This is a genomic window from Aliidiomarina taiwanensis (assembly GCF_003987015.1).
Classification (GTDB): Bacteria; Pseudomonadota; Gammaproteobacteria; order Enterobacterales; family Alteromonadaceae; genus Aliidiomarina; species Aliidiomarina taiwanensis.
In genome coordinates, this window is the sequence record NZ_PIPQ01000001.1 from 814,248 (window position 1) to 837,001 (window position 22,754).

A 22,754-nucleotide genomic window follows, 5' to 3' on the forward strand; every position below is an offset into this window, starting at 1 on the left:
CTGAGTGATTAATGCTACTCAAGTACAGTATTATTCATGTACACTTAGGGTATATATGATGTTGAATATAAGCGAGTGTCGTGTGTACCGCTATTATGCTGACTTTTTAAATACAATTCCCGACGGGGCGCTGGTAGTGACCAAAGAGCACACCATACGCTTAGCAAATGAAGCCGTCGCCCACATTTTTGGGTATGCACCCGGTGAGCTTATTCATGAAAGACTTGACTGTTTAATCCCAAAAGCAGTTCGCAGCAATCATAAAAAACACCTAGAAGCTTTTTTTGGCCAACCCAAGTCACGCCCTATGGGGAAAGGCTTACCTATTGAGTTCCTTGGGCTACGTAAGGACGGCAGCCTTTTTCCTGTGGAAATCACTATTAGCCCGCTGGAGATAGGCGGTGAGCTGTTCGCTGTGGCCATTGTACGCGACAGCACGGAGCGTCAACGTATTGAACAGCGCATTCGACGGGAACTAGAAGCAGAGCGCAGCCGCGCCCTGACGGACGACTTAACCGGCTTGGCCAACCGGCGTTACTTTCACGACGCACTCAATCACAGCATTCAGGTACACCAGGACTATCAAGAGCCTTTTTCTTTAGCTTACATTGACTTAGACGGCTTTAAAGCGATTAACGACAACCAGGGGCACCAAACCGGTGACCAATTGCTGCAGCGTATTGCTGCTATTATGAAGCGCTCTAGTCGCAGTGAAGACACCCTAGCACGCATTGGCGGCGACGAATTTGCTTTAATTATTAGTAATGCTTCCAAAGAAGTAGCAGCTACTGTGTTAAATCGATTACATAAGCTGGTCAGCGAAGATTTAACCGCTGATCACATACCCACAAGCATGTCGATTGGTTGGGTGCATTCTAGCCAGCTGCAACTAGACAGTTACCGAGACTTAATGCACGCCGCCGACGAAGCCATGTACGCCGCAAAGAACAGCGGCAAAAATGCAGTGTTTAATTATAAAGATATAGCAAACCAAAGGCGCCGCCAGTGAAGTTAATATGCTAAGCTAGGCCCTTTATGTCGCTTAGCGGGTGTCAATATGTCTGTTAGTTTTGGTCCCTTCGGATTTGCTTTGTCTCACCTTATTTTCTTTGCTGCCTGCGCCGCCGCTCTAGGCCTAGCTTCATTTTTGGGTCGCAATTCAAACAACAGCAAAAACAAAGTGAGCGACACTCTATTTCTTTCCCTCATTGTTGCTGTGCTCGTTGCACGTTGCAGCTTTGTTTTGCGCTTCAGTGACCTTTATTTGGCGTCCCCAAAGCAAATACTGAACATTCGCGACGGTGGCTTCGACATTCTGATGGGTCTTACAGCAGGCTTGTTATTTATAGCATATAAGGCGTGGCGTCAGCGCACTCTGGTAAAGCCTTTGCTTATTGCTACGCTTGCAGGCTTACTGGTTTACGGCGGCGGCTTTTACGGTCAACAGGTGCTAAAGCAGCAACACCCTTTTGTACCAGAAATCACTTTAAACACGCTGAGCGCAAAGCCCGTTCCCTTGGCACAGGCTTTTCACGGTCAAGGTCTGGTTATCAACTTATGGGCCACTTGGTGTCCACCCTGTGTCCGGGAAATGCCCGTACTTATGGAAGCACAAACACAATGGCCAAACATGGCCATTGTGCCTGTAAATCAAGGTGAGTCAGTGGCTGCTATAAAAGGCTTTTTCCATGCCCATAGCCTTGCCTTCGAGCATGCGTTGGTGGACAGCCGCAGCCAATTGTCACAAGCCGTTGGCAGCTCGGTTTTCCCCACCACCCTGTTTTTTGATGCCAATGGCCTGCTTGTGGACAGCCATATTGGCGAGCTTTCTGTGCCTCGTCTCGCCGCCGGCATTCAGAAAATAGAAGCAGCCAAATAGCTTATAGCAACGCCTGAATGGCTTTTTGCAAGCCCGCCACGGTTAACGGAAACATGCGCCGCGCTACGAGCTGCTGCATCATGCCAATGGACTGATAGTAGCGCCAGTGCTGCTCTGGCTGCGGGTTAAGCCAAGCCACCTTTTCAAAGTGGTTGGTTAAGCGCTGCACCCACACGCTGCCGGGCTCTTCGTTCCAATGCTCAACACTGCCGCCTGGGTAAGCTATTTCATAAGGCCCCATGGTGGCGTCACCCACAAATATAAGCTTGTAGTCGCTACTGTATCGATTTATCAGCTCGCGGGTGGGGGTTACTTCTTGGCGGCGCCGTTGGTTGTTCTTCCATACGCCTTCATACACACAGTTATGGAAGTAATAGAACTCCAAGTGCTTAAACTCCGAACGAGCAGCAGCAAATAAGGCTTCGCACTCTGCTATGTAGTCGTCCATAGAGCCGCCCACATCGAACAGCAATAAAACCTTCACGGCGTTATGGCGCTCGGGTTGCCACTGCAAGTCGAGTAACCCGCCTTTACGGGAGGTTGCTCGAATGGTTCCGTCCAAGTCGAGCTCGGTGGCTGCACCTGTTCGTGCGAAGCGGCGTAGTGCTCGCAGCGCTATTTGAATACTACGGTTGTTAATGGCTTCGTCTGTGTCTAAGTCTCGAAACTCCCGTTTGTCCCATACCTTTGCTGCGCGCCGGGCATGACTGCCCTCTTGGCCAATGCGAATGCCTTCCGGATGGTAACCGTAAGCACCAAAGGGCGAAGTGCCACCTGTGCCTATCCATTTATTTCCTCCGGCGTGGCGCTCTTGCTGCTCGGCTAAACGCTCTTTAAACTGCTTTATCAATTCGTCGAGCCCACCTAGCCCTTGCAGCTTGGCTTTATCTTCTTCGGTTAATTCTCGCTGTAAGCCCCGCGCCAGCCAGTCTTCTGGAATCGCGCTGGCTATATCCACTTCGGCAACCCCTTCAAAATAGTCTGCAAAGGCACGATCAAAGCGGTCGTAATAGCTTTCGTCTTTCACCAAAATAGTCCGCGAAAGCTCATAAAAAGCTTCTACGTCGGCAAACACTAAGTGTTGCTGCAAAGCTTCCAGTAAGTCTAGAAGCTCCGTGATGCTGACTTTTACTCCGTAACGGCGCAAGCAAAAAAAGAATTCAATGAGCATCCGTTAGCCCTGCCGACGTGCCATAAACGCAAGCTTTTCTACCAAGGACACGTCTTGTTCGTTTTTTAACAGCGCCCCGAACATAGGCATCAGCCCGCCTTTGGCATGGGCTTGTTGTAGCTCTTCCGGTTTCATGTCCTCTGCTAATAAAAGTTTCAGCCAGTCCAGTAGCTCAGATGTAGACGGCTTCTTTTTCAACCCTGGAGCCTCTCGTAAGTCGAAAAACACCTCTAGCGCATGGGTCAATAACCTGGGCTGAATGTCTGGGTAATGCACTTGCACAATAGCCGCGAGGGTTTCTGCGTCGGGGAAGCGAATGTAATGGAAAAAGCAGCGACGTAAAAAGGCGTCGGGCAGCTCTTTTTCATTGTTCGAGGTAATAATAACAATAGGACGCTGGGCTGCACGAATATGCTCACCCGTTTCATACACGTGAAACTCCATTTGGTCTAGCTCATGCAAGAGGTCGTTCGGGAACTCAATGTCTGCTTTGTCTATTTCATCGATGAGCAGCACAGGCCTTTTACTATGGGTAAAGGCTTGCCATAGCTTACCTGGTTTAATGTAGTTACTGATGTCGTGTACTTTGTCGCTACCAAGCTGGCTGTCCCGTAGGCGCGACACGGCGTCGTATTCATACAACCCTTGCTGTGCTTTGGTGGTCGACTTAATATGCCAACGAAATAAAGGGGTGTCTAAGCTATTGGCTAGTTCTTCTGCTAAACGTGTTTTCCCTGTACCTGGCTCGCCTTTTATAAGCAGCGGCTTTTCCAAGGTAACGGCTGCATTCACCGCACCGGCTAACTCCTTGGAAACAATGTAACTTTCGGTACTTACAAACTGTGATGACATAAAAAAAAGCCTCCTAAAGAATAGAAGGCCTTATGATAACGAAACTCAAGAAATTATCAGGGTTATTTTTTAGACCCTGCGACAACCCCACCCAAGCCAATAATGACAGCTACAGCACCACCAATAAGAAACATCATGCTGTTGTCTGTCGGCTGGTTGGTTATGGCTTCGGTTACTTGCGACGAAACCGACTGCTTTTCTTGCCAGCCAAAATACAACAAAATTAAGCCGACAACTAAAATTGCTACAGAAACTGCTTTATTCATAGTTATTCCTCTTATAGGTTGCTTCAAACAGTTCGTTTTTAAGTGTAGTCAAGGTTCTTGTTTTCGCAACCATTACAAGCAGATATCGCCTAGAAATCAGTCCCAGCGGGTCACATGCTGCGCCAGTTCGTCCTTTTCAAGCCAGTTAGCAAATTGCTCGGCCATGCGGTACCCCGCCTCTGTGGCTTGCTTCCAGTAGGCTTGGCGGGGCCCGGGGGCCAAGTTCGCAAAGTCGTTACGGTCTGGAATTTTGCCAAAGGGTAAATTATCTATAAAGGCCTGCGTAGGCACTATATTAATGACATTCGGCCAGTTTTTGCCTGTAACACGCCGTTTTAGCTTCTTATCGAACCAACCAGGTATCACCTCGCGTTGAAAGTGTGGATACAAAATAAGCCCCTCTTGCTCGCTTAAGTCTAAGTCGAAGTGGTAGTCGGTTATCCCACCGTCGCGATACATACCTTTCGGTGCACCAGGAATATTCGGTACGCCACGGAGCACCATGGGAATGGAGCCTGTCGCCAATAATGCTTGATGAAAGTTGTCTTCCGTTAACGTGACATGCCGTGTGGGCATGTCACGCCACTGTTTCCCTAAGGGCTTACTGTTTGGATGATGAAACACTACCCGTTCAAAGTGACGCCCCAAGAAACGGCGGCTAAAAACATTTGCCGTGGCTGCCGCAGCCAGTCCTAGCCCTTGTACAGCTCGGTGCTCGCGAGCACCTAAACCACGGCTACGAGCAACAATCATATGGTGTAAATAGGTGGATTGGGACAAAATATCTCGGACCGCTTGTTGCGGCACATATTCTTGTAATAAGGCTTCTGCCTTGTCCGATATTTCGTGTACATCTGGCTTCTCGCTGTACACAGTTGCTTGGTACAACTCTAAAAACGTACGACTTGCTTGGGCTGGGTCTTGTTGCCCTAAACTAGCAAAACGCCAAGCTCCAGCGGATGTACCCAGCAGGTTCAATGGGGTGGTCCGTTGCTGAAAATACTCACCAAACAAAAAGTTGTCGAAACCCTGCAACACAAACCACTTAGGGCCACCCGAGGCCCCCAGCATAAGCTTTATATCGTCCGCTTGTAGCCCTTGCTGTTGAATATGTTCGAAGGCCTGCGCTCCGGCGCGTATTTCGATTAAATCGCTCATGTAGCTCCTTAAAAAATGCGTTTGCGCTCTGCCAAAATACCCAGCCCTAAAATAATCCCCACCATGCTAATGCCTAAATACAGGCTAGGAATTTTATACAAGGCCTGGGCAAGTAAAGGGGTTAGCCACGTCAGCAGTAAGCCATAACCAAAGGCACAGAGTAAAACAAACACCAAGGTGCGTAGAATAAAGTGATAGTGATTTACATGGCGTTTCACGGCTCGGTTTATGGTGTCACCATAAAGCACCAATAAGGTAGCTACCACCATCATGGCGAGCTGCGACGTATACGGCCTTAAATGCAAGGTTAAAAATAATAAAATATCGTTAAGCATAGGGTCTCACCGAACAGTTTTGAGGCCGCAGTATAACCTACTTAACTTGGTTTTCCAGCTCACAGTTTTTGCTGCTGAAAGCTTTTATTGGCAGTGGTATCATGCCTGCACATTACTATGAGGATGTCGTATTCTATGAAGTTTGTAAGTTTTAATATTAATGGCCTGCGTGCCCGCCTCCACCAGTTACAGGCACTGATTGACAAGCATCAGCCCGACGTCATTGGGTTGCAAGAAATTAAAGTGCACGATGACGCCTTTCCCTTAGAGGCTGTCGAGGCCATGGGCTACCATGTGTACTACTTTGGGCAAAAGGCACACTATGGTGTGGCCATGCTCACCAAAGAGCCTGCTGTAAATGTCACTTATGGCTTCCCAACAGACGAAGAAGACGCACAGCGCCGTATGATTATGGTGACAGTACCAACTCCAGACGGCGGCAAAGTACGCGTATTGAACGGCTATTTTCCACAGGGAGAAAACCGCGACCACGAATGGAAATTTCCAGCCAAAGAAAAGTTTTATGCTGACCTCATGGACTACTTAAATACCCATGAGTCGCCAGACCAGCCACTTATACTGATGGGCGATGTGAACATTTCTGCCACTGACAACGACGTAGGTATTGGGGAAGCCAATGCAAAGCGCTGGCTGCGCACGGGTAAGTGTAGTTTCTTACCGGAAGAGCGTGAGTGGTTCCAGCGCTTATTAGACTGGGGGCTCCACGACACCTGGCGCGAAATGCACCCAGAAGCAAACGACCGTTTCAGCTGGTTTGACTATCGCTCGCGCGGATTCGACGACAACCGGGGTCTGCGCATTGATGGGGTCTATGCAACGCCTGAGCTGGCGAAAAAGTGTGTTGCTGCAGATATCGACTATGAGCTGCGCGGTATTGATAAACCTTCAGACCATGCACCTATTTGGAGCCAGTTTAAGTTCTAAAACGGCCTACATGCACTGCCGCCTCTCTAATACTCGTGAGGCGGCAACTGTTTCAGAGCTTTTGAGAGTACCCCAGCCAAGTCAATGTAGTAAGGGCCTTGTCTGTCACTTGGCAGCCGAATGTCGTGCCCGGAACGATTCAGCTTTTCCTTTAATTCTGTGTACCAACGCTCCAAAGGAATGGGTAGCCGCGAGTATGCACGCTTGCCCAGCCAGTAATACCCGTGCAAAGGCAAAGCTAATATAAACAAGCTGCTCGACAAAATTTGTGGCAAAAAGTCCATGCCTAAATACTGCCATTGCACAAAAGCATTGCATAAGGCCGCCACAGGTAACCAACGTATCCCCAGCTTCGTCAGAGGAATAATCCGCGACTCGGGAAGGTTTCCGACAACCGCATGCAGTGGCCAAATTTTCATATAGCGACGTCCGCGCTGAATAACTTTAAACATAAAAACACCTTTTGTGCCTTGCTTTCGCCTCTATGATAACGGAAAACAGCAGCAATAAGCAGCTTTGACGCTGAATTATTGATCATACGGTCAATATCCGAGCAATCCACTTAAACCTTAAACATCAACCACTTAGAGTGATTCGACCAGCTAGTTCACAGGGTTATCCACAGAAATAGTGGATGATGTGCAAAACTCTGACTTCTGGCTTTGAGCATGGCACAATAAGCCGTATGAATTAACTGGCTGCCTCATGTTAGAGTGTGTCGTATGAAAGAGATTATTGAACAACCATCCGCGTGGGCTAAGCGCTTTAGCATTCCCTCGCCAGTAACAGGTAGGTGTTTGCCTTTAACCCATATTCCAAATGCGACCTTGCAACTAGGTGCCTGGGGATTGGGCGTGGCCCTTCAACCTGGCAACCAACGTGTGCATTTACACCCAGACTGGGAGTGCTATGCAGTTTCAGCTGATCGTCGAGACTGGTCCATACGCTCAACCGACCCAAGCCAGCCCATGAAAGCACATTTACGTATATGGGCGCCCACCAAAGAATTACCTTGGGCGTTCAAAAGTACCGAGCCAGGCACCTTGCTAACGCTTGCCCCTGAAGTGTTTCAGCAGGCAGAGCCCTGCCTTTTGTCGTTGACACTTCCTGTGTACCCAAAGCTATGTTGGCGCGCGGCCCTTGGTCCTGTTACCGCCATAAGCAGCGACGCAATACAACTGTATATGAACCCTATTTTACCAGAACGATACGAATAAAAAGATGGAGACGCCCATGACCCTTTTTGGCATTAAGAACTGTGACACTGTGCGTAAGGCACGCCGCTGGCTAGACAACGCCAACATACAGTACCAATTTCACGATGTTCGTGAACAGCCTTTAACCGCGGAAACCCTACAAAACTGGCTTGATCAAGTAGGTGAGAAAACGCTACTGAATACCCGCAGCACTACCTGGCGCAACTTGCCTGAAGAAGACAAAGGCGAGCGCACACCGACCCGCACAATTCAACTACTGCAAGACCACCCTACTTTAATGAAGCGCCCGGTGTTAGTGCATGAAGGCAAGGTGGAAGTTGGTTTTAAAGAAGCCCGTTATGCGGAGTTATTTGCATGAGCCAGCATCCTACGCTGAGCCTGGCTCGGGAATTAATTGCTCGCCCGTCCATAACCCCAGAAGATGCCGGCTGCCAGCAGCTACTTGGTGAGCGACTTTCTGCTTTAGGGTTTACCCTAGAAACCATGGTATTCGAAGACACCACAAACCTATGGGCTAGACGCGGCACAGCCGAACCGGTGTTTTGCTTTGCCGGCCATACGGATGTTGTACCGCCTGGCCCAGAAAAAGACTGGCATACGCCCCCCTTTACCCCAACAGATAAAGACGGCGTACTGTACGGCCGTGGTGCTGCCGACATGAAGGGCAGCTTAGCTGCTATGGTGGTGGCCGTAGAGCGTTTCGTACAAAACAACCCGGAACATAAAGGCAGTATTGCATTTCTCATCACCAGCGACGAAGAAGGCCCGTTTATTAATGGCACCACACGCGTGGTAGACACCTTAGAAGCACGCAATGAAAAAATAAACTGGTGCATTGTGGGCGAGCCCTCAAGTACAGACTATTGTGGTGATATGATTAAAAACGGCCGGCGCGGCAGCCTAACGGGCGACCTGACTATATATGGTATCCAAGGGCATGTTGCGTACCCGCATTTAGCTAAAAACCCTGTTCACAAAGCCGCCCCCGCCTTGGCAGCTCTTGCAAGTGAAGTGTGGGACACGGGGAATCATGCTTTTCCGGCTACAACGTTTCAAATATCGAACCTTCATGCGGGCACAGGCGCAGGAAATGTAATTCCTGGCGAATTATCCGTGCAGTTTAATCTGCGGTATTCAACAGAAAGCACAGCCGAAGGCTTGATGGAACGAATTTCAGCTATATTGCAGCGATTTGACCTGAATTTTGATATTCAATGGACCCTCAATGGGCGCCCTTTTTTAACGGACGGCGGTCATTTACTTGCCGCTACCACAGCGGCGGTAGAAAAGGTCATTGGCCAAGCGCCTACACTGTCTACGGCCGGTGGTACTTCCGATGGTCGTTTTATAGCCCCTACAGGGGCTGAAGTGATAGAACTTGGCCCTGTCAATAAAACCATTCATAAAGTAAATGAATGTGTGAGCCACCAAGACCTCATTCATTTAACAGATATGTATGAATACACCTTGGAGCATTTGTTATGCCCACTGCCGAAATAAACCGGGCACATTTGTACGGTCTTAACGAGCAGCATTTAGCGCCCTGCTCTGCACATCCGCAGGACACGAGCGAGCAACCACTGTACCTGCACCCTGACGCTGCAGCGGCTTTTCAAGCCATGCAAACACAGGCGCAGGCCGAAGGTATAGACCTACGTATTGCAAGTGGATTTCGCAGCTTTGCTCGGCAGCAAGTTATTTGGGAGCGTAAATATCAGGCACCCACTCGTTGTCATATGTCCCCGCAAGAACGACTCGCAGATATTACCCAATGGTCGGCCTTACCGGGTACCAGTCGCCACCATTGGGGCACAGACTTAGACTTGTACGATCATCAGCGCGTCGCTCGCTCCGATCTTGTGCTAGAGACATGGGAGTACGCACGTGGTGGCCCTTGTCATGCTTTATTCCTTTGGCTAGAACAACACGCGCCTCGCTACGGATTTTTCCGGCCTTACGACAAGGACCGAGGCGGGGTAAAGCCCGAGCCCTGGCATTGGAGCTTTGCACCCGTGGCCACAGACTATTTACAACAGTTTGACGTTGATCAGCTCAAACGGGTATTACAGCAGAACCCCCTGCCTGGACTAGCGCCCACCGCTGATTATTTTGATGCATATATTGAGGCGTATGTGCGACAATTTGTTTATCAAATTGCAGCACCACAAGGTTAATAAGGAGTTTCGCATGTTACCCACTTGGGCCATCATTGCCATTGTTGCCGTTATATTTTTATTTATTATTGGCAATATTTTAATGGTAAAGGAAAGTGCAGATATGAAAATGCCTGACCTTCTTGGAAAGCAAAAGCAAGCTGAACAAGAAGCTCAGGCAAAACGTGAGCAAGCCTCACAAAGCCAGAAGGAAGATTAAGCGGGTAAAGGCACGCCTAACCGCTTGGCTACTTCTTCATACGCTTCCACTACGCCGCCAAGGCCTTGGCGGAAGCGGTCTTTGTCCAGCTTCTCACGCGTTTCTTTGTCCCATAAGCGGCAACCGTCAGGGCTAAACTCGTCCCCTAACACAATCTCGCCGTTGAATAAGCCAAACTCCAGTTTATAGTCCACCAGTAGCATGCCTGCTTCGTCAAACAAGGCTTGTAATACTTCGTTGACCTTTAACGTTAGGCGTTTCATTTCTGCTAATTGCTCGGCTGTTGCCCAACCAAATGCAATGGCATGGCTTTCATTGATCATCGGGTCGTGCAGCTCGTCGTTCTTAAGGAACAACTCAAAGGTTGGGGGGGTTAGCGCCATGCCTTCTTCCACGCCTAAACGACGCACAAGGGAGCCCGCCGCGAGGTTTCGCACAACGCACTCTACTGGAATCATGTCGAGATTTTTTACCAAGCTTTCCGTGTCCGACAGCAAGCGTTCAAGTTGTGTGGGTACACCGGCTGCCGTTAGCTTTTCCATAATAAAATGGTTAAAACGATTATTCACCATTCCTTTGCGAGCGAGTTGCTCAATACGCTCGCCATCAAATGCGGAGGTGTCATCACGAAACTCAAGAATTAAAAAATTTGGGTCGTCCGTGGTATGAACTGTTTTAGCTTTACCGCGGTAAAGTTCGCTTTGCTTTTGCATAATTTACTCTTCGCTGTCAGTTGCGCGTTACTGCTGATTGCTTAAAGCATCAGCAAACATTGGAAGCCAAGATTCTAGCATCTCGTCACTTAAAAGCTCACCGTCGATGCTTGGTGTGATATACACAGTGCCATCCACTTCATCAACGGAGAAGTTTACTTCTGTTCCTGCCTCAATACCAAGTGGACCTGTGGTAGACGAGTTCCAAAAGGCCAAAGCATGATACCAACGGCGCTTCCCAAAGGGTTCGTAGCTAGTGTAATACATACCTTCCGATTGGTTTAGGTCGGTCACTGTCAGTTGGTTTTTACTGAAAATACCCGGCAGTAATACCCAACCACTGTTGAAGTCCGTGTCCATGGTGAAAGCGGCATTCCCATTTTTAGTGGCGCCAATGGCCAGCACCACTTCTTGCTGGGCAAAGGCGGTCCGGTTCACCCGGTACGAACGTTCCATGGCAATACTTATATTGTTCAATAAGTTCGCTTCAATGTTACGGGCAAAATTCATGGGCAGCGGCTGCTGCTCATTGTCGACAAAGTACTTAGGAGCGGTCACTTTCGCTTCTAATTCGCCACTTCTGCCATGGCTTGCCATGTTCAAGTCCAGTTCTAAACCGTACTCTGACTCGGTGACAATACGCTCTCGAGAAATAAAGTTGGTAATACCCGAACGGCGAGTGGAGTCGACAACCTGACGAAAGGGTGCAACCACCAGGCGCTTCTCTTCCTCATCCACTTGGTAATCAGCACCTAGCGTTTCAACCACTTGCACTACATGCTGCCATATACCTGCTTCTAAATTAGTAATGCTTTCTATCGCGTCAAAGAATATTTTTGATTCGCGGCTGCCCTCTTCTACTCGGCTACCGGGTGCAGCTGCAATCACTTGCATGGGCGGGCGAATGGGTACATTTTCACCTAATGCGGCTTGCTCTGGGTCCACATGTATTTCAGGAATATAGTATTTATTGTCAGGCTTTTGTAACACCAGCTCTTGGGTGCCTTTCACCACTTCTTGTTTTTCAATATCAAGGTAGTCGAAACTACCGTCGGCAACATTTCGCTGGCTGCTGCAAGCAGACAAAGCGAGTGCAGCAACACATACAGGTAAAATTAACTTAGCGTTCATCGGTACTCCGTGGATTTAATAAACCGGCGGCTTCTAAAGCTTCTTCGATTACTTTTTTACTCTCAAGTTCCGGAGAACAAAGAGGTAATCGATACACCTCAGTTAACCAACCTAAGCGCGCCATGGCCCACTTCACCGGGATAGGGTTTGCTTCAATAAACAAAATATCATGAATCATTTTCATTTGTGCATCTGCAGCTTCTGCCGTGGCTTTGTCGCCACAAGAAGCAGCACTGACCATTTGTTTCATGGCCTTGGGCATTAAGTTTGCTGTAACGCTAATGACACCATGACCACCTGCTAGCATAAATTCACAGGCGGTTGGGTCGTCACCACTCAGTTGCAAGAAGTCATTACCACATAGTTCGCGTATTTGCTGCACTCGGCGTACGTCACCGCTCGCTTCCTTTATGCCGACAATATTTGGAATTTGTGCAAGTTGAGCCACAATTTCAGGTTCTAGGTCTGAGCAGGTTCGCCCCGGCACATTATAAAGGAGTTGAGGTAAGTCGCTGGCTTCAGCTATCAGCCGATAGTGTTCGTACAAGCCCTGCGCACTTGGTTTGTTGTAATAAGGGGAAACATTTAAAAAGCCATCCACACCCAAAGGGGTAATGCGTTCGGTAAGTTGTATTGCTTCGGCCGTTGCATTCGAGCCATTGCCCGCAACGACCTTAATACGCCCTGCGGCAATCTCCACCGTTGCACGGACAACGTCCACATGCTCATCGTGAGTCAACGTGGTAGACTCACCCGTTGTACCTACAGAAACAATGGCATCAGTGCCTTGTTGAATGTGAAACTCAACTAAATTTGCGAGTAATTCGTAATCAATATTACCCTGGGGCGTGAATGGAGTGACAAGTGCCACCATACTGCCAGTTAACATAGCTGCTCCGTCCGGAATTTAGCGCATAATATTACGTTGACACGCAATTAATGACAAGGGTTCAACACATGCGAAATTATAATCGCTTGTAAAGCTAACCTTATAATTTTTAATACAGGAGTAAAACATGAAACATTTAAAAGAAGGCGATAAGGCTCCCGCGTTCACCTTATTGGATCAAAACGAAAATGAAACCACTCTCGCCTCTTTACTCGAACAAGGCCGTGTTCTGCTTTACTTTTACCCAAAAGCCATGACGCCCGGCTGTACGGTTCAAGCGCAGAACCTACGGGACCAAAAGCAAGCCCTCGCCGACAAAAACACGATTGCTGTGGGCATTAGCATTGACGCACCGAAGCGCTTAGCTAAGTTTACCGAACGCGACGAGCTTAACTTTACCCTACTCAGTGACGAAGACCACGCCGTAGCAGAAGCCTACGGGGTATGGGGCTTAAAGAAGTTTATGGGGCGGGAATACGACGGCATTCACCGCATTAGCTTCTTAATTGAGCAGGACGGTACCATTAGTAAAATATTCGATAAGTTTAAAACCAAAGACCACCACGAAGTGGTATTGGCAGCATTATAAGCTTCGCCTACATGGCCAAGGGATTACCCCTTGGCCTTCACTTCTTTTACTTCCTCGTCTTGGTATAATTGACTAGAAAACGCAGCCAAAACCGCTTTCACTAAACTCGCCAGTGGAATCGCAAAGAACACACCCCAGAAGCCCCAAATGGCTCCAAACACCAGCACAGCAGCAATAATATAAACCGGGTGTAAACTGACCGCCTCCGAGAACAACAGCGGCACTAACACGTTACCGTCTAAGGCTTGAATGACCAGGTACGCAATGAGTAGCCACGCCAAGGTAGGCGCCATACCAAATTGGAAAAGCCCCACCAAGGCCACGGGAATAGTGACTACAGCGGCCCCAATATAGGGTACTAAAACAGAAAAGCCCACTAAGGTTGCGAGTAAGGCCGAATAGCGTAAATCAAATAACGAAAACACCACGAAAGTAACGCCACCAACAATAACTACTTCTAACGACTTACCACGAATGTAGTTCATTATTTGCGTGTTCATTTCATGTCCCACCTGTTTTATAAGGCGGCGCTGCTCGGGTAGTACGCGTGAAAAGTGCCCTAGCAAAATATCCTTGTCTTTCAGCATAAAGAACACCATCAGCGGTACAATAATAAAATAAATAAGTAACGCAGCGATAATAAACAAAGTGTTCAGCGACTTGTCGACAAGTCCTTGGCCAATGCTCAGTAGGCGGGTATTAATACGTTGGGTAAACTCCACGACCTGGCTTTGTTCAATAAAGGCCGGCGCATACTCTTGTGCCGCTTCCATTAAGTCTTGCCACGCTTCAGCAATTAAAGGTAACTCTTTAAGTAGCGTGGTACTTTGTTGCCACACCACAGGCACCAAAAACACCAGTAGCAAAATAAACACGGTCATAAATACCGCAAAGACCAGCAGTACAGCGGACAACCGGTTCATACCAACTCGCTCCAGAATACTCACAGGCCATTCCAGCAAATAAGCCAAAGCGACGGCCACCAAAACGGGCGCCAAAATGCTGCCCCAAAACATCAAAATGGCAAAGCTAATAATAAGCAAAAGCGTTAAGGTCACTGTGTTCGGGTCGGCAAACCGGCGACGAAACCAGTTTTTTAAATAATCGAGCATACTGTATATATCCTTAAAACATCGCTTACATAAACAAAGGCACTAGCTCACAGCATAGCACTCAGGCACGGTTCGACATAGAAATGAGTTTCTCGTAAACTGCAAGCATTCTACTGTGTTCAGGGAACAGTTCCAAAGTTTGTTGGTCTGATGAGGCACTCTTTTTGGAAATGAATTACTACAAGGCCATTTAACACGCACATGACTCGACTTTTTGCTCGTTTTCGCACTGTTCATTCGCGTTTTGCCTTTAGGCAACGCCTACGAAAGCCACTGCTATGCTTTGCTGCCGCAGGCCTGAGTCTACTCGCAACGAACCCTAGCCTGGCTCAGCAGCACTACCAGCAAACGGGCAACGACATCCCTTCAATTGGTGTGGCAGGCGGCGTCACCATGTCCCTCGATCGGGAACGCATTTTAGGTGACTTCTATATGCGTGAAATTCGCAACCTCGCTCCTATGGTCGACGACCCTGTATTGCGCGAATACATAAACGATGTCGGCAATGGGTTGGTTCGCCATGCGAAAAACGTAAACTACCCATTTCACTTCTTTATTATTCGCGACGACAGCATTAACGCCTTTGCTTTTCTTGGCGGCCACATTGGTGTGCACACAGGGCTCATTTTAGAAGCGGAAGACGAGTCTGAACTTTCTGCGGTGCTTAGCCATGAAATAGCACACGTTACCCAACGCCATATAGCACGTAATATGGAGCGAATTGCGCAAAGCTCTTCTTACAGCATGGCACAAGTTATTGGCAGCATGGTACTCACCATGATCAACCCGGCTGTTGGCATGGCCTCTTTAAGCGCCAGCATTGCGGGCATGCAACAACGACAAATAAATTACACGCGTCAATTTGAATTGGAAGCAGACCGTGTCGGCATGGACACCTTGTATTACGCCGGCTATGACGCAGAAGGCGCCCCACGATTTTTTGGTCGGCTTGCGGCAAAGTACAGATACACCACAAAAATGCCGCAAATGCTAATAACCCATCCCTTGCCTGAAAGCCGCATTGCCGACACCCGCGCTCGCGCTATGCAATTTCCGCCACGCAACTTACCTCCCGCCTTGGGGTTTGAGCTAGCTAAAATGCGCATTCGTGCTCGCTATTCCACCCGCTCGGCTGCCGACTTGCTGCTCGACCTACAAGCGGAAGAGTCCAAGGCCGAGCATCCGAACCAACGAGAAGCCATTCGCTATGGTATAGCCCTTGCCCTTTTTCAGTTAGAGCGTTACCCAGAAGCACTTGGTTATATTCAGCCTTTACGTGCTAGCGACAGTTTCAACTTGTTTTACTTAGACACACTGACAGATATCTTATTAAAGCTGAATCGCAGTGAAGAGGCTGTCGAATTACTAACCCAGGAGTTTGCCCGCCGCCCCGACAACCAAGTAATTACGCTGAATTTGGCCTATGCCGCAAATGCAGCCAAGCAATACGACTTAACCCGTCGCGTACTGACCAACTTTCTCATTCATAATAAAAACGACATGCTGGCATGGCGCATGCTTTACGAAGCCAATCAACAAAGTGACCGATCGGTAGAAATGCATGAGGCCTTGGCTGAAATATACGCTTTACGTGGCAATTTCCGCATGGCTATTGAAGAATTACACAGCGCCATTAGTAAGACCCCCGAAGAGCGGCCTTTAACCCGCCACCGTCTGCAAGGTCGCATAGATCAGTTCAGACAGCTAGAAATTGAACGTAACCGCGTTTCGTAACGCTTTTACTTCGCCGGTCAATTAGGTAGTATCAGCCGCCCAACGCATAAATGAAGAGGATGCTATGAGTTCTATCGTTATGTACCACAACCCACGCTGCTCTAAAAGCCGCCAAACCCTGGCGCTTTTGCAAGAGCAAGGTATTGAACCCACCATTGTCGAGTACTTAAAGACCCCGCCTAGCAGCGAGGAATTAAGCCAGGTTTTAGCTGCCTTAGGTATATCCGCTCGGGAGATTATTCGGACAGGTGAAGAAGAGTACAAAACCCTCAATTTAGCCACATTTGACGGCACTGAAGCAGAGCTGATTGCCCTTTTATGCGACCACCCGAAGCTCATTCAGCGCCCCATCGTGATAAACGGTGACAAAGCGAAAATTGGCCGTCCACCTGAAGACGTTTTACAAATAGTGTGAGTACACCATGAAATTACCTACCCACTCCGGGTTTTACCGCAAGCTCACTTTGGTGTGCTATTTGCCGCTCATTCTGTTTGTTGTTTTGTGGCAAACAGTACTAGCGCCGAGCGAGTTTATTAGTTTGCCCCTGGCATTCGTGCTGTTTGTGCTGCCTCTATTGCTACCCTTATATGGCATTTTGAAGGGCAACCCTTACACACACGCCTGGGCAAACTTTATTCTTATGCTCTATTTCTTGCACGGTTTCACCACTATTTATACCTTGTGGGAACGCAGGTACTTGCCTCTGATTGAGCTGCTGCTCACCACGGGCGCTTTTATTGGTGCCACCTACTATGCCCGCTACAAAGGCCGAGAGCTTGGCTTAGGCTTGAAGAAGAAACAAGTGGGCAACGCTGGGAAAATGCCCGACTAGAGGTCCTTACAAGTTTAATACTTGCTTTACAAAGGGCAGCGTCAAGCGACGCTGCTCACGCATGGAAGCTTGATCAAGCGCATCCACGGTTTGCATTAATCCATGCATACCGCGACTTAAACGACCTAGTAAAAACTCGGCAACGTCGTCATTCAATATCAATCCACGTGACTTCAAATGCAGCTTCAACGCTTGAATTTTTTCATTGTCATCCAAGGGAGCTAACTTAAATTGTGTCGCTGCCTGCAGCCGCGACTGTAAGTCCGGTAACACAATTTGCATACTGCGCGCCGGCACCTTAGACGACCACAGCAAATGCCCTTCCTGCCGATCCATAAAACGGTTAATAAGAGCAAAAAGCGCTACGGACCACTCCGCATTGCTGGTCACTGCGTCTATATTGTCCAGGGCCAGTAACTGAGCTTCTTCTAACCCTTCTAAAAGGGCTGGCGACTGATGCCGAACCGCTTCAAGGGGCACATACATAGCTACATCGCCACGGTTATGCACCATGTCGGTCATGGCGGATAAGAAGTGGGTTTTGCCCGCACCATCGGAGCCAACAATCGCCGTGTGCTGAAACGAGTGTGTGTCTAGCTCGCGAATGTAATTCACCGCCATTTCATTCGGCCCAGGCACAAATAAAGAAAACTGTGCCAACTCTGGAAGTTGTACAGGCAAAGTTAATTGTGAACTATTTTTCAGTGTAGCCACCGGTACTCCAATACATCATTTTGCGTACGGCTCCACGGGTCTTGAATTTGTTGTAATCGCGATTCTAGTTCAAGAGCCTGTTCCACACGCGCTTTATTTCCTACCACACGCAATTGAAACTCCACTGTTCCTTGGTGGTAGCGAGCCATGGCCACTTTAACGACTGGGCCCAAGCTTTCTAATAGGGCTTCTGCCGCTATTACTTTTTCTAAACTTCCAGCATTCACTAAACGCAATCGAACATCGGTTTGCTCTGAATTTGAAAAGCTCACCGCATATTCTGCAGCCACCTGTTCGGTTAATGCGTCGGCAAACAACACACCAAGTTGGTGTAAGTCTGCGTGGGCTACACTCCCTGTGGTATGCAAGCCTCCCACCACCAAACGCCATTCTGCACGGTAGCCCTGCTCTGTCGGCTGAATGCGTGCTATAGCCGTACCACTTGCAGCATAACGCTCCGTAGCAGCAACCACAGGCCCTTCAAAGCGCCCCCAAACGTCACTAGGGCTTACCGCTAGTAGGTCTGTTAAGTCCAACAGCGGAAAGGTCACTGGCAAACCGCGAATGCTGGCTTGCTCGGTAATACCCGCAAGTAGCTCATGCCCAGAGTCGCGCGCTATTAACTGGGTGTTTCCGCGGGCGCCAGTTTCACTTGGCTCGGCTAGCCACAACATAACGGTGGGCCGCTGCGCACTCCAAACAGAGCTTCCTACCTGACGTAATAGCTGCAGCATACGCTCTTCGTTATAAGTGGCACTTAAAAAGGTTTTGCCCTGCTCTCGAATGTAAGAATACTGAATAACATAGTCGCTGGCGTTCCGCCGCTCCGACTGCACTTGTTCAAACGAAACTACATCCGCATGGCCCGCAAGCCTCACTAATACTTCATTGAATCCCAATTGAGCAGCACGCAGCCGTTCAGCCCGAGTTTGCGAGTTCACCTCTACCCGGGCCGTTAGTAGCTGCTGCATGCCATTCTCATCAACCAAGCTTTGTCCGTAAGCAGGCTGCCAGCTTGCTTGCGCAATAAGCAAAACAACCAGTGCGCTTAACATCAGCAGAGTATGTGTAATTCGATTCAAGGCACTCACCTTTTAAACATGATGGTTAGGATAATAAACACCCTTCCGCAGCGGGGCAAGTAACAAGCTGTGGAAATCAAGTGCATATGTGGCTCACAACTACCTTAAATGATAGCATGAATAAAATTTCTCCAGTTTTTAAGGTTTGCGATGTTACGTCAACAAGTTAGAGCCGTCAGTTCACTCCTTTCCACCATGACGCTCATTGGCCTGTGTGTCGGCATGACCACCACGCTGCTCAGTTTACGCGGTGCGCTTGAAGGTTTTTCGACCATGACCATTGGGGTCATTATGTCGGCTTACTTTATTGGCTACTTGTTTGGCACAACGCGCGCACCTAAAGACATTCGCCGGGTTGGCTATATTCGCGCCTTTGGCGGACTCGGCGCCCTTGCCTCTATCAGTGTGCTTATTCAGGCCATCTGGATAGACCCTGTGGTCTGGTTCCTCATGCGTTTTCTAAGCGGTTTTGCCTTATCCGCCATGTTTGTTATTGCCGAAAGCTGGCTAAATACCATGGCAGACAATAAAAGTCGCGGCGCCATGCTGTCTGTCTACATGGTGCTACTGTACGGGGGCTTAATCGTCGGCCAGTTGCTACTGGGTATTGCTGACCCTGCCTCTTTTATACCGTTTGTCCTAGTGGCTATGTTGCTCAACCTGTCCCTGATCCCTATTTTAGCGAGTGTGACAGTAGAGCCAACCATTACCGATGTAAAGAAAGTGCCATTACGGCTGTTGCTTGAACAAGCCCCCTTGGGGATTGCCGCCACCTTTGTGATACAAGCTTGTTATGCCATGTTTTACGGTGTAGGCCCTGTTTATGCTATTCACCTTGGTTTAAGTGTTTCCCAAGTGACTGTGTTTATTGCCGCTTTTATTGTCGGTGGGCTTATTTCACAGCCCATTATTGGTATGCTGTCGGATAAATACGACCGTCGCGCCGTACTTGCAGGCTGTACCGCTAGCGCCACCCTGATTGCCTTTGTCTTATCGCAAATCGACGGTGGCAGCCCGTGGCTGATTTTCCTGGGTATTGCCTTATTTGGCGCAAGCATGCTGCCCGTGTATGCCTTGGCCATTGCCCATACCAACGACTTTTTAGAACTCGACCAAATGCTAGGTGCCACCGGCACTATCATAAAAATAGCTGGTGTTGGGGCAATTATTGGTGCTCCTGTGGTGGCCGCCATGATGCAATTTGGTGCCGTAAACTACTTTTTTCTTCTAATGGCCGCTTTAACCGCAAGTATTGCCTTGTATTCTTTGTATCGGATAGGTCAGCGTGACGCCCCAGAAGAGCAGCAAGTGTCGCCATTTGCTGTGTTAGCGCCTGCCCAGGTTTCGGAAGAAATAGTACACACCATGATAGAAGAAGCGATTGAGCTTGAAGAAGAGCAGGCCAGTGACTTACCTGAAGTGACAGGTCCGCCACTGGAAGAAGCGTCTGAAGAAGAGGTTCTAGAGGCTCGCTAACACGCGAGCCACTTAGTCAAACAGGTTTTGGCTTCTTCTTGCAGTGCAGCTAAATGCTCCGCACTCTTTAAACTTTCCGCATATATTTTATACACAGGCTCTGTGCCCGAAGGACGTGCTGCAAACCAACCATTTGCCGTGGTGACTTTCACCCCACCAAAGGCTTCGCCATTGCCTGGGGCTTTGGTCAATACCGACGTTACCGCTTCACCAGCGAGTTCAGTCAGGGTAGGTGGTGCTTCAACCAAAGCTTTAAAGGCCTCCATTTCGTGGTAGCTCGCTTGCATGTCGAGACGTGCATAAAACGACTGCCCATATTCAGCTTCTAGCGCGCGGTAATAAGCACTAGCAGACTTACCTGTCGTGGCCTGAATTTCAGCCGCAAGCAGTGCCAAAATAATCCCATCTTTGTCTGTACTAAACGCCTTACCTTGCAAGTCTAAAAAGCTAGCACCTGCACTTTCTTCACCAGCAAAGCCTATAGCTCCGGAAGCGAGCCCCTGGGCAAACCACTTGAAGCCCACGGGCACTTCCATGAGTGGACGTTCCGCCCCTGCTACAACACGGTCTATCATGGCACTGGAGACAAGGGTCTTCCCGATTTGTGTCGTGTTAGGCCAGGTTCGCGTACGTAACAAGTAGTCAATACTAACGGCCAGAAAATGGTTTGGGTTCATCAAACCGTCTGCAGTAACAATGCCGTGGCGGTCATAGTCAGGGTCGTTTCCGACGGCTAAGTCAAAGGTGTCGCGCATGGACAATAAGCCGGCCATGGCGTCTGCAGACGAACAGTCCATGCGAATAGCGCCGTCTTTGTCGAGCGTCATAAAGGAAAAACGAGGATCTGCATGGTCGTTCAAAATAGTCAGGTGTAAACCATAGGTTTCAGCAATAGCATGCCAATAGCGCATGCCTGCTCCGCCCATAGCATTGACCCCAATGTGCAGGTTTGCCTGGGCTATCGCCTCAAGGTTCACCACGTTTTTCAAGTCGCTCACATAGCTCGAAATCCAGTCGCAGCGACGTAAGTTCTTCGCATTTAAGGCTTCGTCGTAGCCCACCACATTCACGCCTACCAACTCACTCGACAAAATTGCATTGGCATATTTCTCAATACAGGTGGTCACGTCGGTGTCCGCGGGTCCGCCATGGGGTGGGTTGTATTTAAAACCACCGTCTTGCGGTGGGTTATGAGAAGGCGTTATCACCACGCCATCAGCAAACCCTTCGGTGCGCCCTTCGTTGTACCTGAGTATCTCATGGCTGATAACTGGTGTTGGGGTGTACCCCATGTCTTCTTGCACATGCACTTCAATGCCGTTGGCTATAAACACCTCAAGCGCGGTAATAAACGCTGGCTCTGACAAGGCATGGGTGTCTTTCCCCAACAGCAAAGGACCCGTAATACCCTGCTCTTCACGATAACCACAAATGGCCTGGCTCATAGCCAATACATGAGCTTCGTTAAAGGTGCTGGTGATGGAACTACCGCGATGCCCCGAGGTGCCGAAACGCACTTGCTGTGACACTTTTCTTGGGTTCGGTTCACGTACGTAATAAGAAGCAACCAGGTTGGGAATATCAATTAAGTCTTGTTGCTGGGCCGGTTGGCCTGCGCGCTCATGACGGCTCATTATAGTAAGTCCTTTAGTTGGTCAGCGTCTGCTGCAGAGTATCCTAACTCTTGTGCCGCTTGTTTTACGATGGCTTGTTTTTTGCTGGTATTGGAGTTCGTGACGACCCAATAGCCCGAGTTTGGCACTTCCTTTGGATTGGTGCTGTTACCCGACGCTTTTAGCTCTTCTTTGCTTTTCGCAAAATACAACCGGTGCCGGCCTCGAATGCGTAACACATTGTCGAAGGTGTCCGGGTGACTCTGGTACAACACACTGAGTAAATATAAAAAACGCCCTACTTTGCTTTTTTCTGCGTCAAGTTGCTCCGCCACGACACTCTCTAAAGCCGACTGTGCAGGTGCTGGCTCCTCTGCAGGGGGCTCTTCTACCTCGGCCTCTTCCTGGGCCGGTGCGAGTTCTGGCTCCATGGCCACGGCTTGTTCTTTTTCTATACCCGTTAAAGGCGGTAGCGCCAGCAGGCGGCGCAAAATGTCGGAGGCACTTTCCCCGATGGACTGGGTGTGGGAAGCAATGTAACGATATAGTTCAGCGTCTATTTCTATCTGTTTCATAAATGTTTTCTTCGCAAATGCTGTTGCGCCATTGTCGCAGCAGCAAGGCTCCAGTTTGCATTCTAAAGTATTTATTTTGCCCACAGTATATAGAAGC

At 49.0% G+C, this 22,754-nt stretch carries 27 protein-coding genes; 13 read left to right on the forward strand and 14 right to left on the reverse strand.

Going from position 1 to position 22,754, the window contains the following annotated elements; translation table 11 throughout:
- Positions 1–55 precede the first annotated feature (55 nt).
- Both CWE15_RS03775 and CWE15_RS03780 read left to right on the forward strand, forming a co-directional pair.
- Complete coding sequence (locus CWE15_RS03775) at positions 56–1,009, forward strand: sensor domain-containing diguanylate cyclase (RefSeq protein WP_126756706.1); 954 nt, start codon at positions 56–58, stop codon at positions 1,007–1,009.
- Positions 1,010–1,057: 48 nt separating this feature from the next.
- Positions 1,058–1,879: a TlpA disulfide reductase family protein gene (locus CWE15_RS03780; protein ID WP_126756707.1), complete on the forward strand. Its 822-nt coding sequence runs from the start codon at positions 1,058–1,060 to the stop codon at positions 1,877–1,879.
- A 1-nt stretch (position 1,880) separates the two neighbouring features.
- Here the strand turns inward: CWE15_RS03780 and CWE15_RS03785 are convergent, their stop codons facing one another.
- The 5 genes from CWE15_RS03785 to CWE15_RS03805 all read right to left on the reverse strand — a co-directional run bounded on the left by CWE15_RS03785 (position 1,881) and on the right by CWE15_RS03805 (position 5,661).
- Positions 1,881–3,050 (reverse strand): vWA domain-containing protein, encoded by a 1,170-nt coding sequence (locus CWE15_RS03785; protein WP_126756708.1) that lies wholly within the window; start codon positions 3,048–3,050, stop codon positions 1,881–1,883.
- 3 nt (positions 3,051–3,053) lie between these two features.
- Positions 3,054–3,902 (reverse strand): AAA family ATPase, encoded by an 849-nt coding sequence (locus CWE15_RS03790; RefSeq protein WP_126756709.1) that lies wholly within the window; start codon positions 3,900–3,902, stop codon positions 3,054–3,056.
- Positions 3,903–3,964: 62 nt separating this feature from the next.
- Positions 3,965–4,168 (reverse strand): DUF3185 family protein, encoded by a 204-nt coding sequence (locus CWE15_RS03795; protein ID WP_126756710.1) that lies wholly within the window; start codon positions 4,166–4,168, stop codon positions 3,965–3,967.
- Positions 4,169–4,264: 96 nt separating this feature from the next.
- Entirely contained in the window at positions 4,265–5,326 is a 1,062-nt protein-coding gene (locus CWE15_RS03800) for a patatin-like phospholipase domain-containing protein (RefSeq protein WP_126756711.1), read from the reverse strand.
- Positions 5,327–5,334: 8 nt separating this feature from the next.
- The gene (locus CWE15_RS03805; protein ID WP_126756712.1) at positions 5,335–5,661 is read right to left on the reverse strand and encodes a DUF3392 family protein; all 327 of its coding nucleotides are present in this window, start codon (positions 5,659–5,661) and stop codon (positions 5,335–5,337) included.
- Positions 5,662–5,796: 135 nt separating this feature from the next.
- Between CWE15_RS03805 and xthA the strand changes: the two genes are divergently transcribed.
- On the forward strand, positions 5,797–6,606 hold the full coding sequence (gene xthA, locus CWE15_RS03810; RefSeq protein ID WP_126756713.1) for an exodeoxyribonuclease III: 810 nt from the start codon (positions 5,797–5,799) through the stop codon (positions 6,604–6,606).
- Positions 6,607–6,632: 26 nt separating this feature from the next.
- On the opposite strand, the gene yfbV is transcribed toward xthA, so the two are convergent.
- Complete coding sequence (yfbV, locus tag CWE15_RS03815; protein ID WP_126756714.1) at positions 6,633–7,058, reverse strand: terminus macrodomain insulation protein YfbV; 426 nt, start codon at positions 7,056–7,058, stop codon at positions 6,633–6,635.
- A 270-nt stretch (positions 7,059–7,328) separates the two neighbouring features.
- Between yfbV and CWE15_RS03820 the strand changes: the two genes are divergently transcribed.
- Genes CWE15_RS03820 through CWE15_RS03840 form a run of 5 tightly spaced genes read left to right on the forward strand, consistent with a single transcriptional unit; the run spans position 7,329 to position 10,196 of the window.
- Positions 7,329–7,823, forward strand: coding sequence for a hypothetical protein (locus CWE15_RS03820; RefSeq protein ID WP_126756715.1), 495 nt, complete (start codon positions 7,329–7,331; stop codon positions 7,821–7,823).
- 16 nt (positions 7,824–7,839) lie between these two features.
- Positions 7,840–8,181, forward strand: coding sequence for an ArsC family reductase (locus CWE15_RS03825; protein ID WP_126756716.1), 342 nt, complete (start codon positions 7,840–7,842; stop codon positions 8,179–8,181).
- The gene (dapE, locus tag CWE15_RS03830; RefSeq protein ID WP_126756717.1) at positions 8,178–9,323 is read left to right on the forward strand and encodes a succinyl-diaminopimelate desuccinylase; all 1,146 of its coding nucleotides are present in this window, start codon (positions 8,178–8,180) and stop codon (positions 9,321–9,323) included. The genes CWE15_RS03825 and dapE overlap by 4 nt, the downstream gene beginning before the upstream one ends.
- Complete coding sequence (locus tag CWE15_RS03835; protein ID WP_126756718.1) at positions 9,305–9,997, forward strand: M15 family metallopeptidase; 693 nt, start codon at positions 9,305–9,307, stop codon at positions 9,995–9,997. Before dapE ends, CWE15_RS03835 begins: the two co-directional genes overlap by 19 nt.
- A 13-nt stretch (positions 9,998–10,010) precedes the next feature.
- The gene (locus CWE15_RS03840; RefSeq protein ID WP_157980709.1) at positions 10,011–10,196 is read left to right on the forward strand and encodes a DUF2897 family protein; all 186 of its coding nucleotides are present in this window, start codon (positions 10,011–10,013) and stop codon (positions 10,194–10,196) included.
- Here CWE15_RS03840 and purC read toward each other — a convergent pair.
- From purC to dapA, 3 genes are read right to left on the reverse strand one after another with little or no spacing between them, the layout of a single operon-like run.
- On the reverse strand, positions 10,193–10,909 hold the full coding sequence (gene purC / locus CWE15_RS03845) for a phosphoribosylaminoimidazolesuccinocarboxamide synthase (RefSeq protein WP_126756720.1): 717 nt from the start codon (positions 10,907–10,909) through the stop codon (positions 10,193–10,195). The two genes, CWE15_RS03840 and purC, sit on opposite strands and share 4 nt — an antisense overlap.
- 27 nt (positions 10,910–10,936) lie before the next feature.
- On the reverse strand, positions 10,937–12,040 hold the full coding sequence (bamC, locus tag CWE15_RS03850; protein ID WP_126756721.1) for an outer membrane protein assembly factor BamC: 1,104 nt from the start codon (positions 12,038–12,040) through the stop codon (positions 10,937–10,939).
- Positions 12,030–12,929, reverse strand: a complete 900-nt coding sequence (gene dapA, locus CWE15_RS03855) for a 4-hydroxy-tetrahydrodipicolinate synthase (RefSeq protein WP_126756722.1) — start codon at positions 12,927–12,929, stop codon at positions 12,030–12,032. Before dapA ends, bamC begins: the two co-directional genes overlap by 11 nt.
- 127 nt (positions 12,930–13,056) lie before the next feature.
- Between dapA and bcp the strand changes: the two genes are divergently transcribed.
- Positions 13,057–13,518 (forward strand): thioredoxin-dependent thiol peroxidase, encoded by a 462-nt coding sequence (gene bcp, locus CWE15_RS03860; protein WP_126756723.1) that lies wholly within the window; start codon positions 13,057–13,059, stop codon positions 13,516–13,518.
- 23 nt (positions 13,519–13,541) lie between these two features.
- Here the strand turns inward: bcp and CWE15_RS03865 are convergent, their stop codons facing one another.
- A complete protein-coding gene (locus tag CWE15_RS03865; protein WP_126756724.1) occupies positions 13,542–14,630 on the reverse strand; it encodes an AI-2E family transporter in 1,089 nt (362 codons plus the stop codon).
- A 201-nt stretch (positions 14,631–14,831) separates the two neighbouring features.
- Here CWE15_RS03865 and bepA point away from each other — a divergent pair, with 201 nt between their 5' ends.
- The 3 genes from bepA (at position 14,832) to CWE15_RS03880 (ending at position 17,197) form a co-directional block, all read left to right on the forward strand.
- On the forward strand, positions 14,832–16,364 hold the full coding sequence (gene bepA, locus CWE15_RS03870; protein WP_126756725.1) for a beta-barrel assembly-enhancing protease: 1,533 nt from the start codon (positions 14,832–14,834) through the stop codon (positions 16,362–16,364).
- A gap of 64 nt (positions 16,365–16,428) precedes the next feature.
- Positions 16,429–16,779, forward strand: a complete 351-nt coding sequence (gene arsC / locus CWE15_RS03875; RefSeq protein ID WP_126756726.1) for an arsenate reductase (glutaredoxin) — start codon at positions 16,429–16,431, stop codon at positions 16,777–16,779.
- A gap of 7 nt (positions 16,780–16,786) precedes the next feature.
- On the forward strand, positions 16,787–17,197 hold the full coding sequence (locus tag CWE15_RS03880; RefSeq protein ID WP_126756727.1) for a DUF2069 domain-containing protein: 411 nt from the start codon (positions 16,787–16,789) through the stop codon (positions 17,195–17,197).
- A gap of 6 nt (positions 17,198–17,203) precedes the next feature.
- Here CWE15_RS03880 and hda read toward each other — a convergent pair whose 3' ends face one another.
- Both hda and CWE15_RS03890 read right to left on the reverse strand, forming a co-directional pair.
- Complete coding sequence (gene hda, locus CWE15_RS03885; protein ID WP_157980710.1) at positions 17,204–17,911, reverse strand: DnaA regulatory inactivator Hda; 708 nt, start codon at positions 17,909–17,911, stop codon at positions 17,204–17,206.
- Positions 17,899–18,993 (reverse strand): DUF2066 domain-containing protein, encoded by a 1,095-nt coding sequence (locus tag CWE15_RS03890; protein WP_126756729.1) that lies wholly within the window; start codon positions 18,991–18,993, stop codon positions 17,899–17,901. Before CWE15_RS03890 ends, hda begins: the two co-directional genes overlap by 13 nt.
- A 150-nt stretch (positions 18,994–19,143) precedes the next feature.
- On the opposite strand from CWE15_RS03890, the gene CWE15_RS03895 reads away from it, so the two are divergent.
- On the forward strand, positions 19,144–20,469 hold the full coding sequence (locus CWE15_RS03895; protein ID WP_126756730.1) for an MFS transporter: 1,326 nt from the start codon (positions 19,144–19,146) through the stop codon (positions 20,467–20,469).
- Here the strand turns inward: CWE15_RS03895 and pgm are convergent.
- Both pgm and seqA read right to left on the reverse strand, forming a co-directional pair.
- On the reverse strand, positions 20,466–22,103 hold the full coding sequence (pgm, locus tag CWE15_RS03900) for a phosphoglucomutase (alpha-D-glucose-1,6-bisphosphate-dependent) (RefSeq protein ID WP_126756731.1): 1,638 nt from the start codon (positions 22,101–22,103) through the stop codon (positions 20,466–20,468). The two genes, CWE15_RS03895 and pgm, sit on opposite strands and share 4 nt — an antisense overlap.
- Positions 22,103–22,657, reverse strand: a complete 555-nt coding sequence (gene seqA / locus CWE15_RS03905) for a replication initiation negative regulator SeqA (protein WP_126756732.1) — start codon at positions 22,655–22,657, stop codon at positions 22,103–22,105. Before seqA ends, pgm begins: the two co-directional genes overlap by 1 nt.
- Between the last annotated feature and the right edge of the window lie 97 nt (positions 22,658–22,754).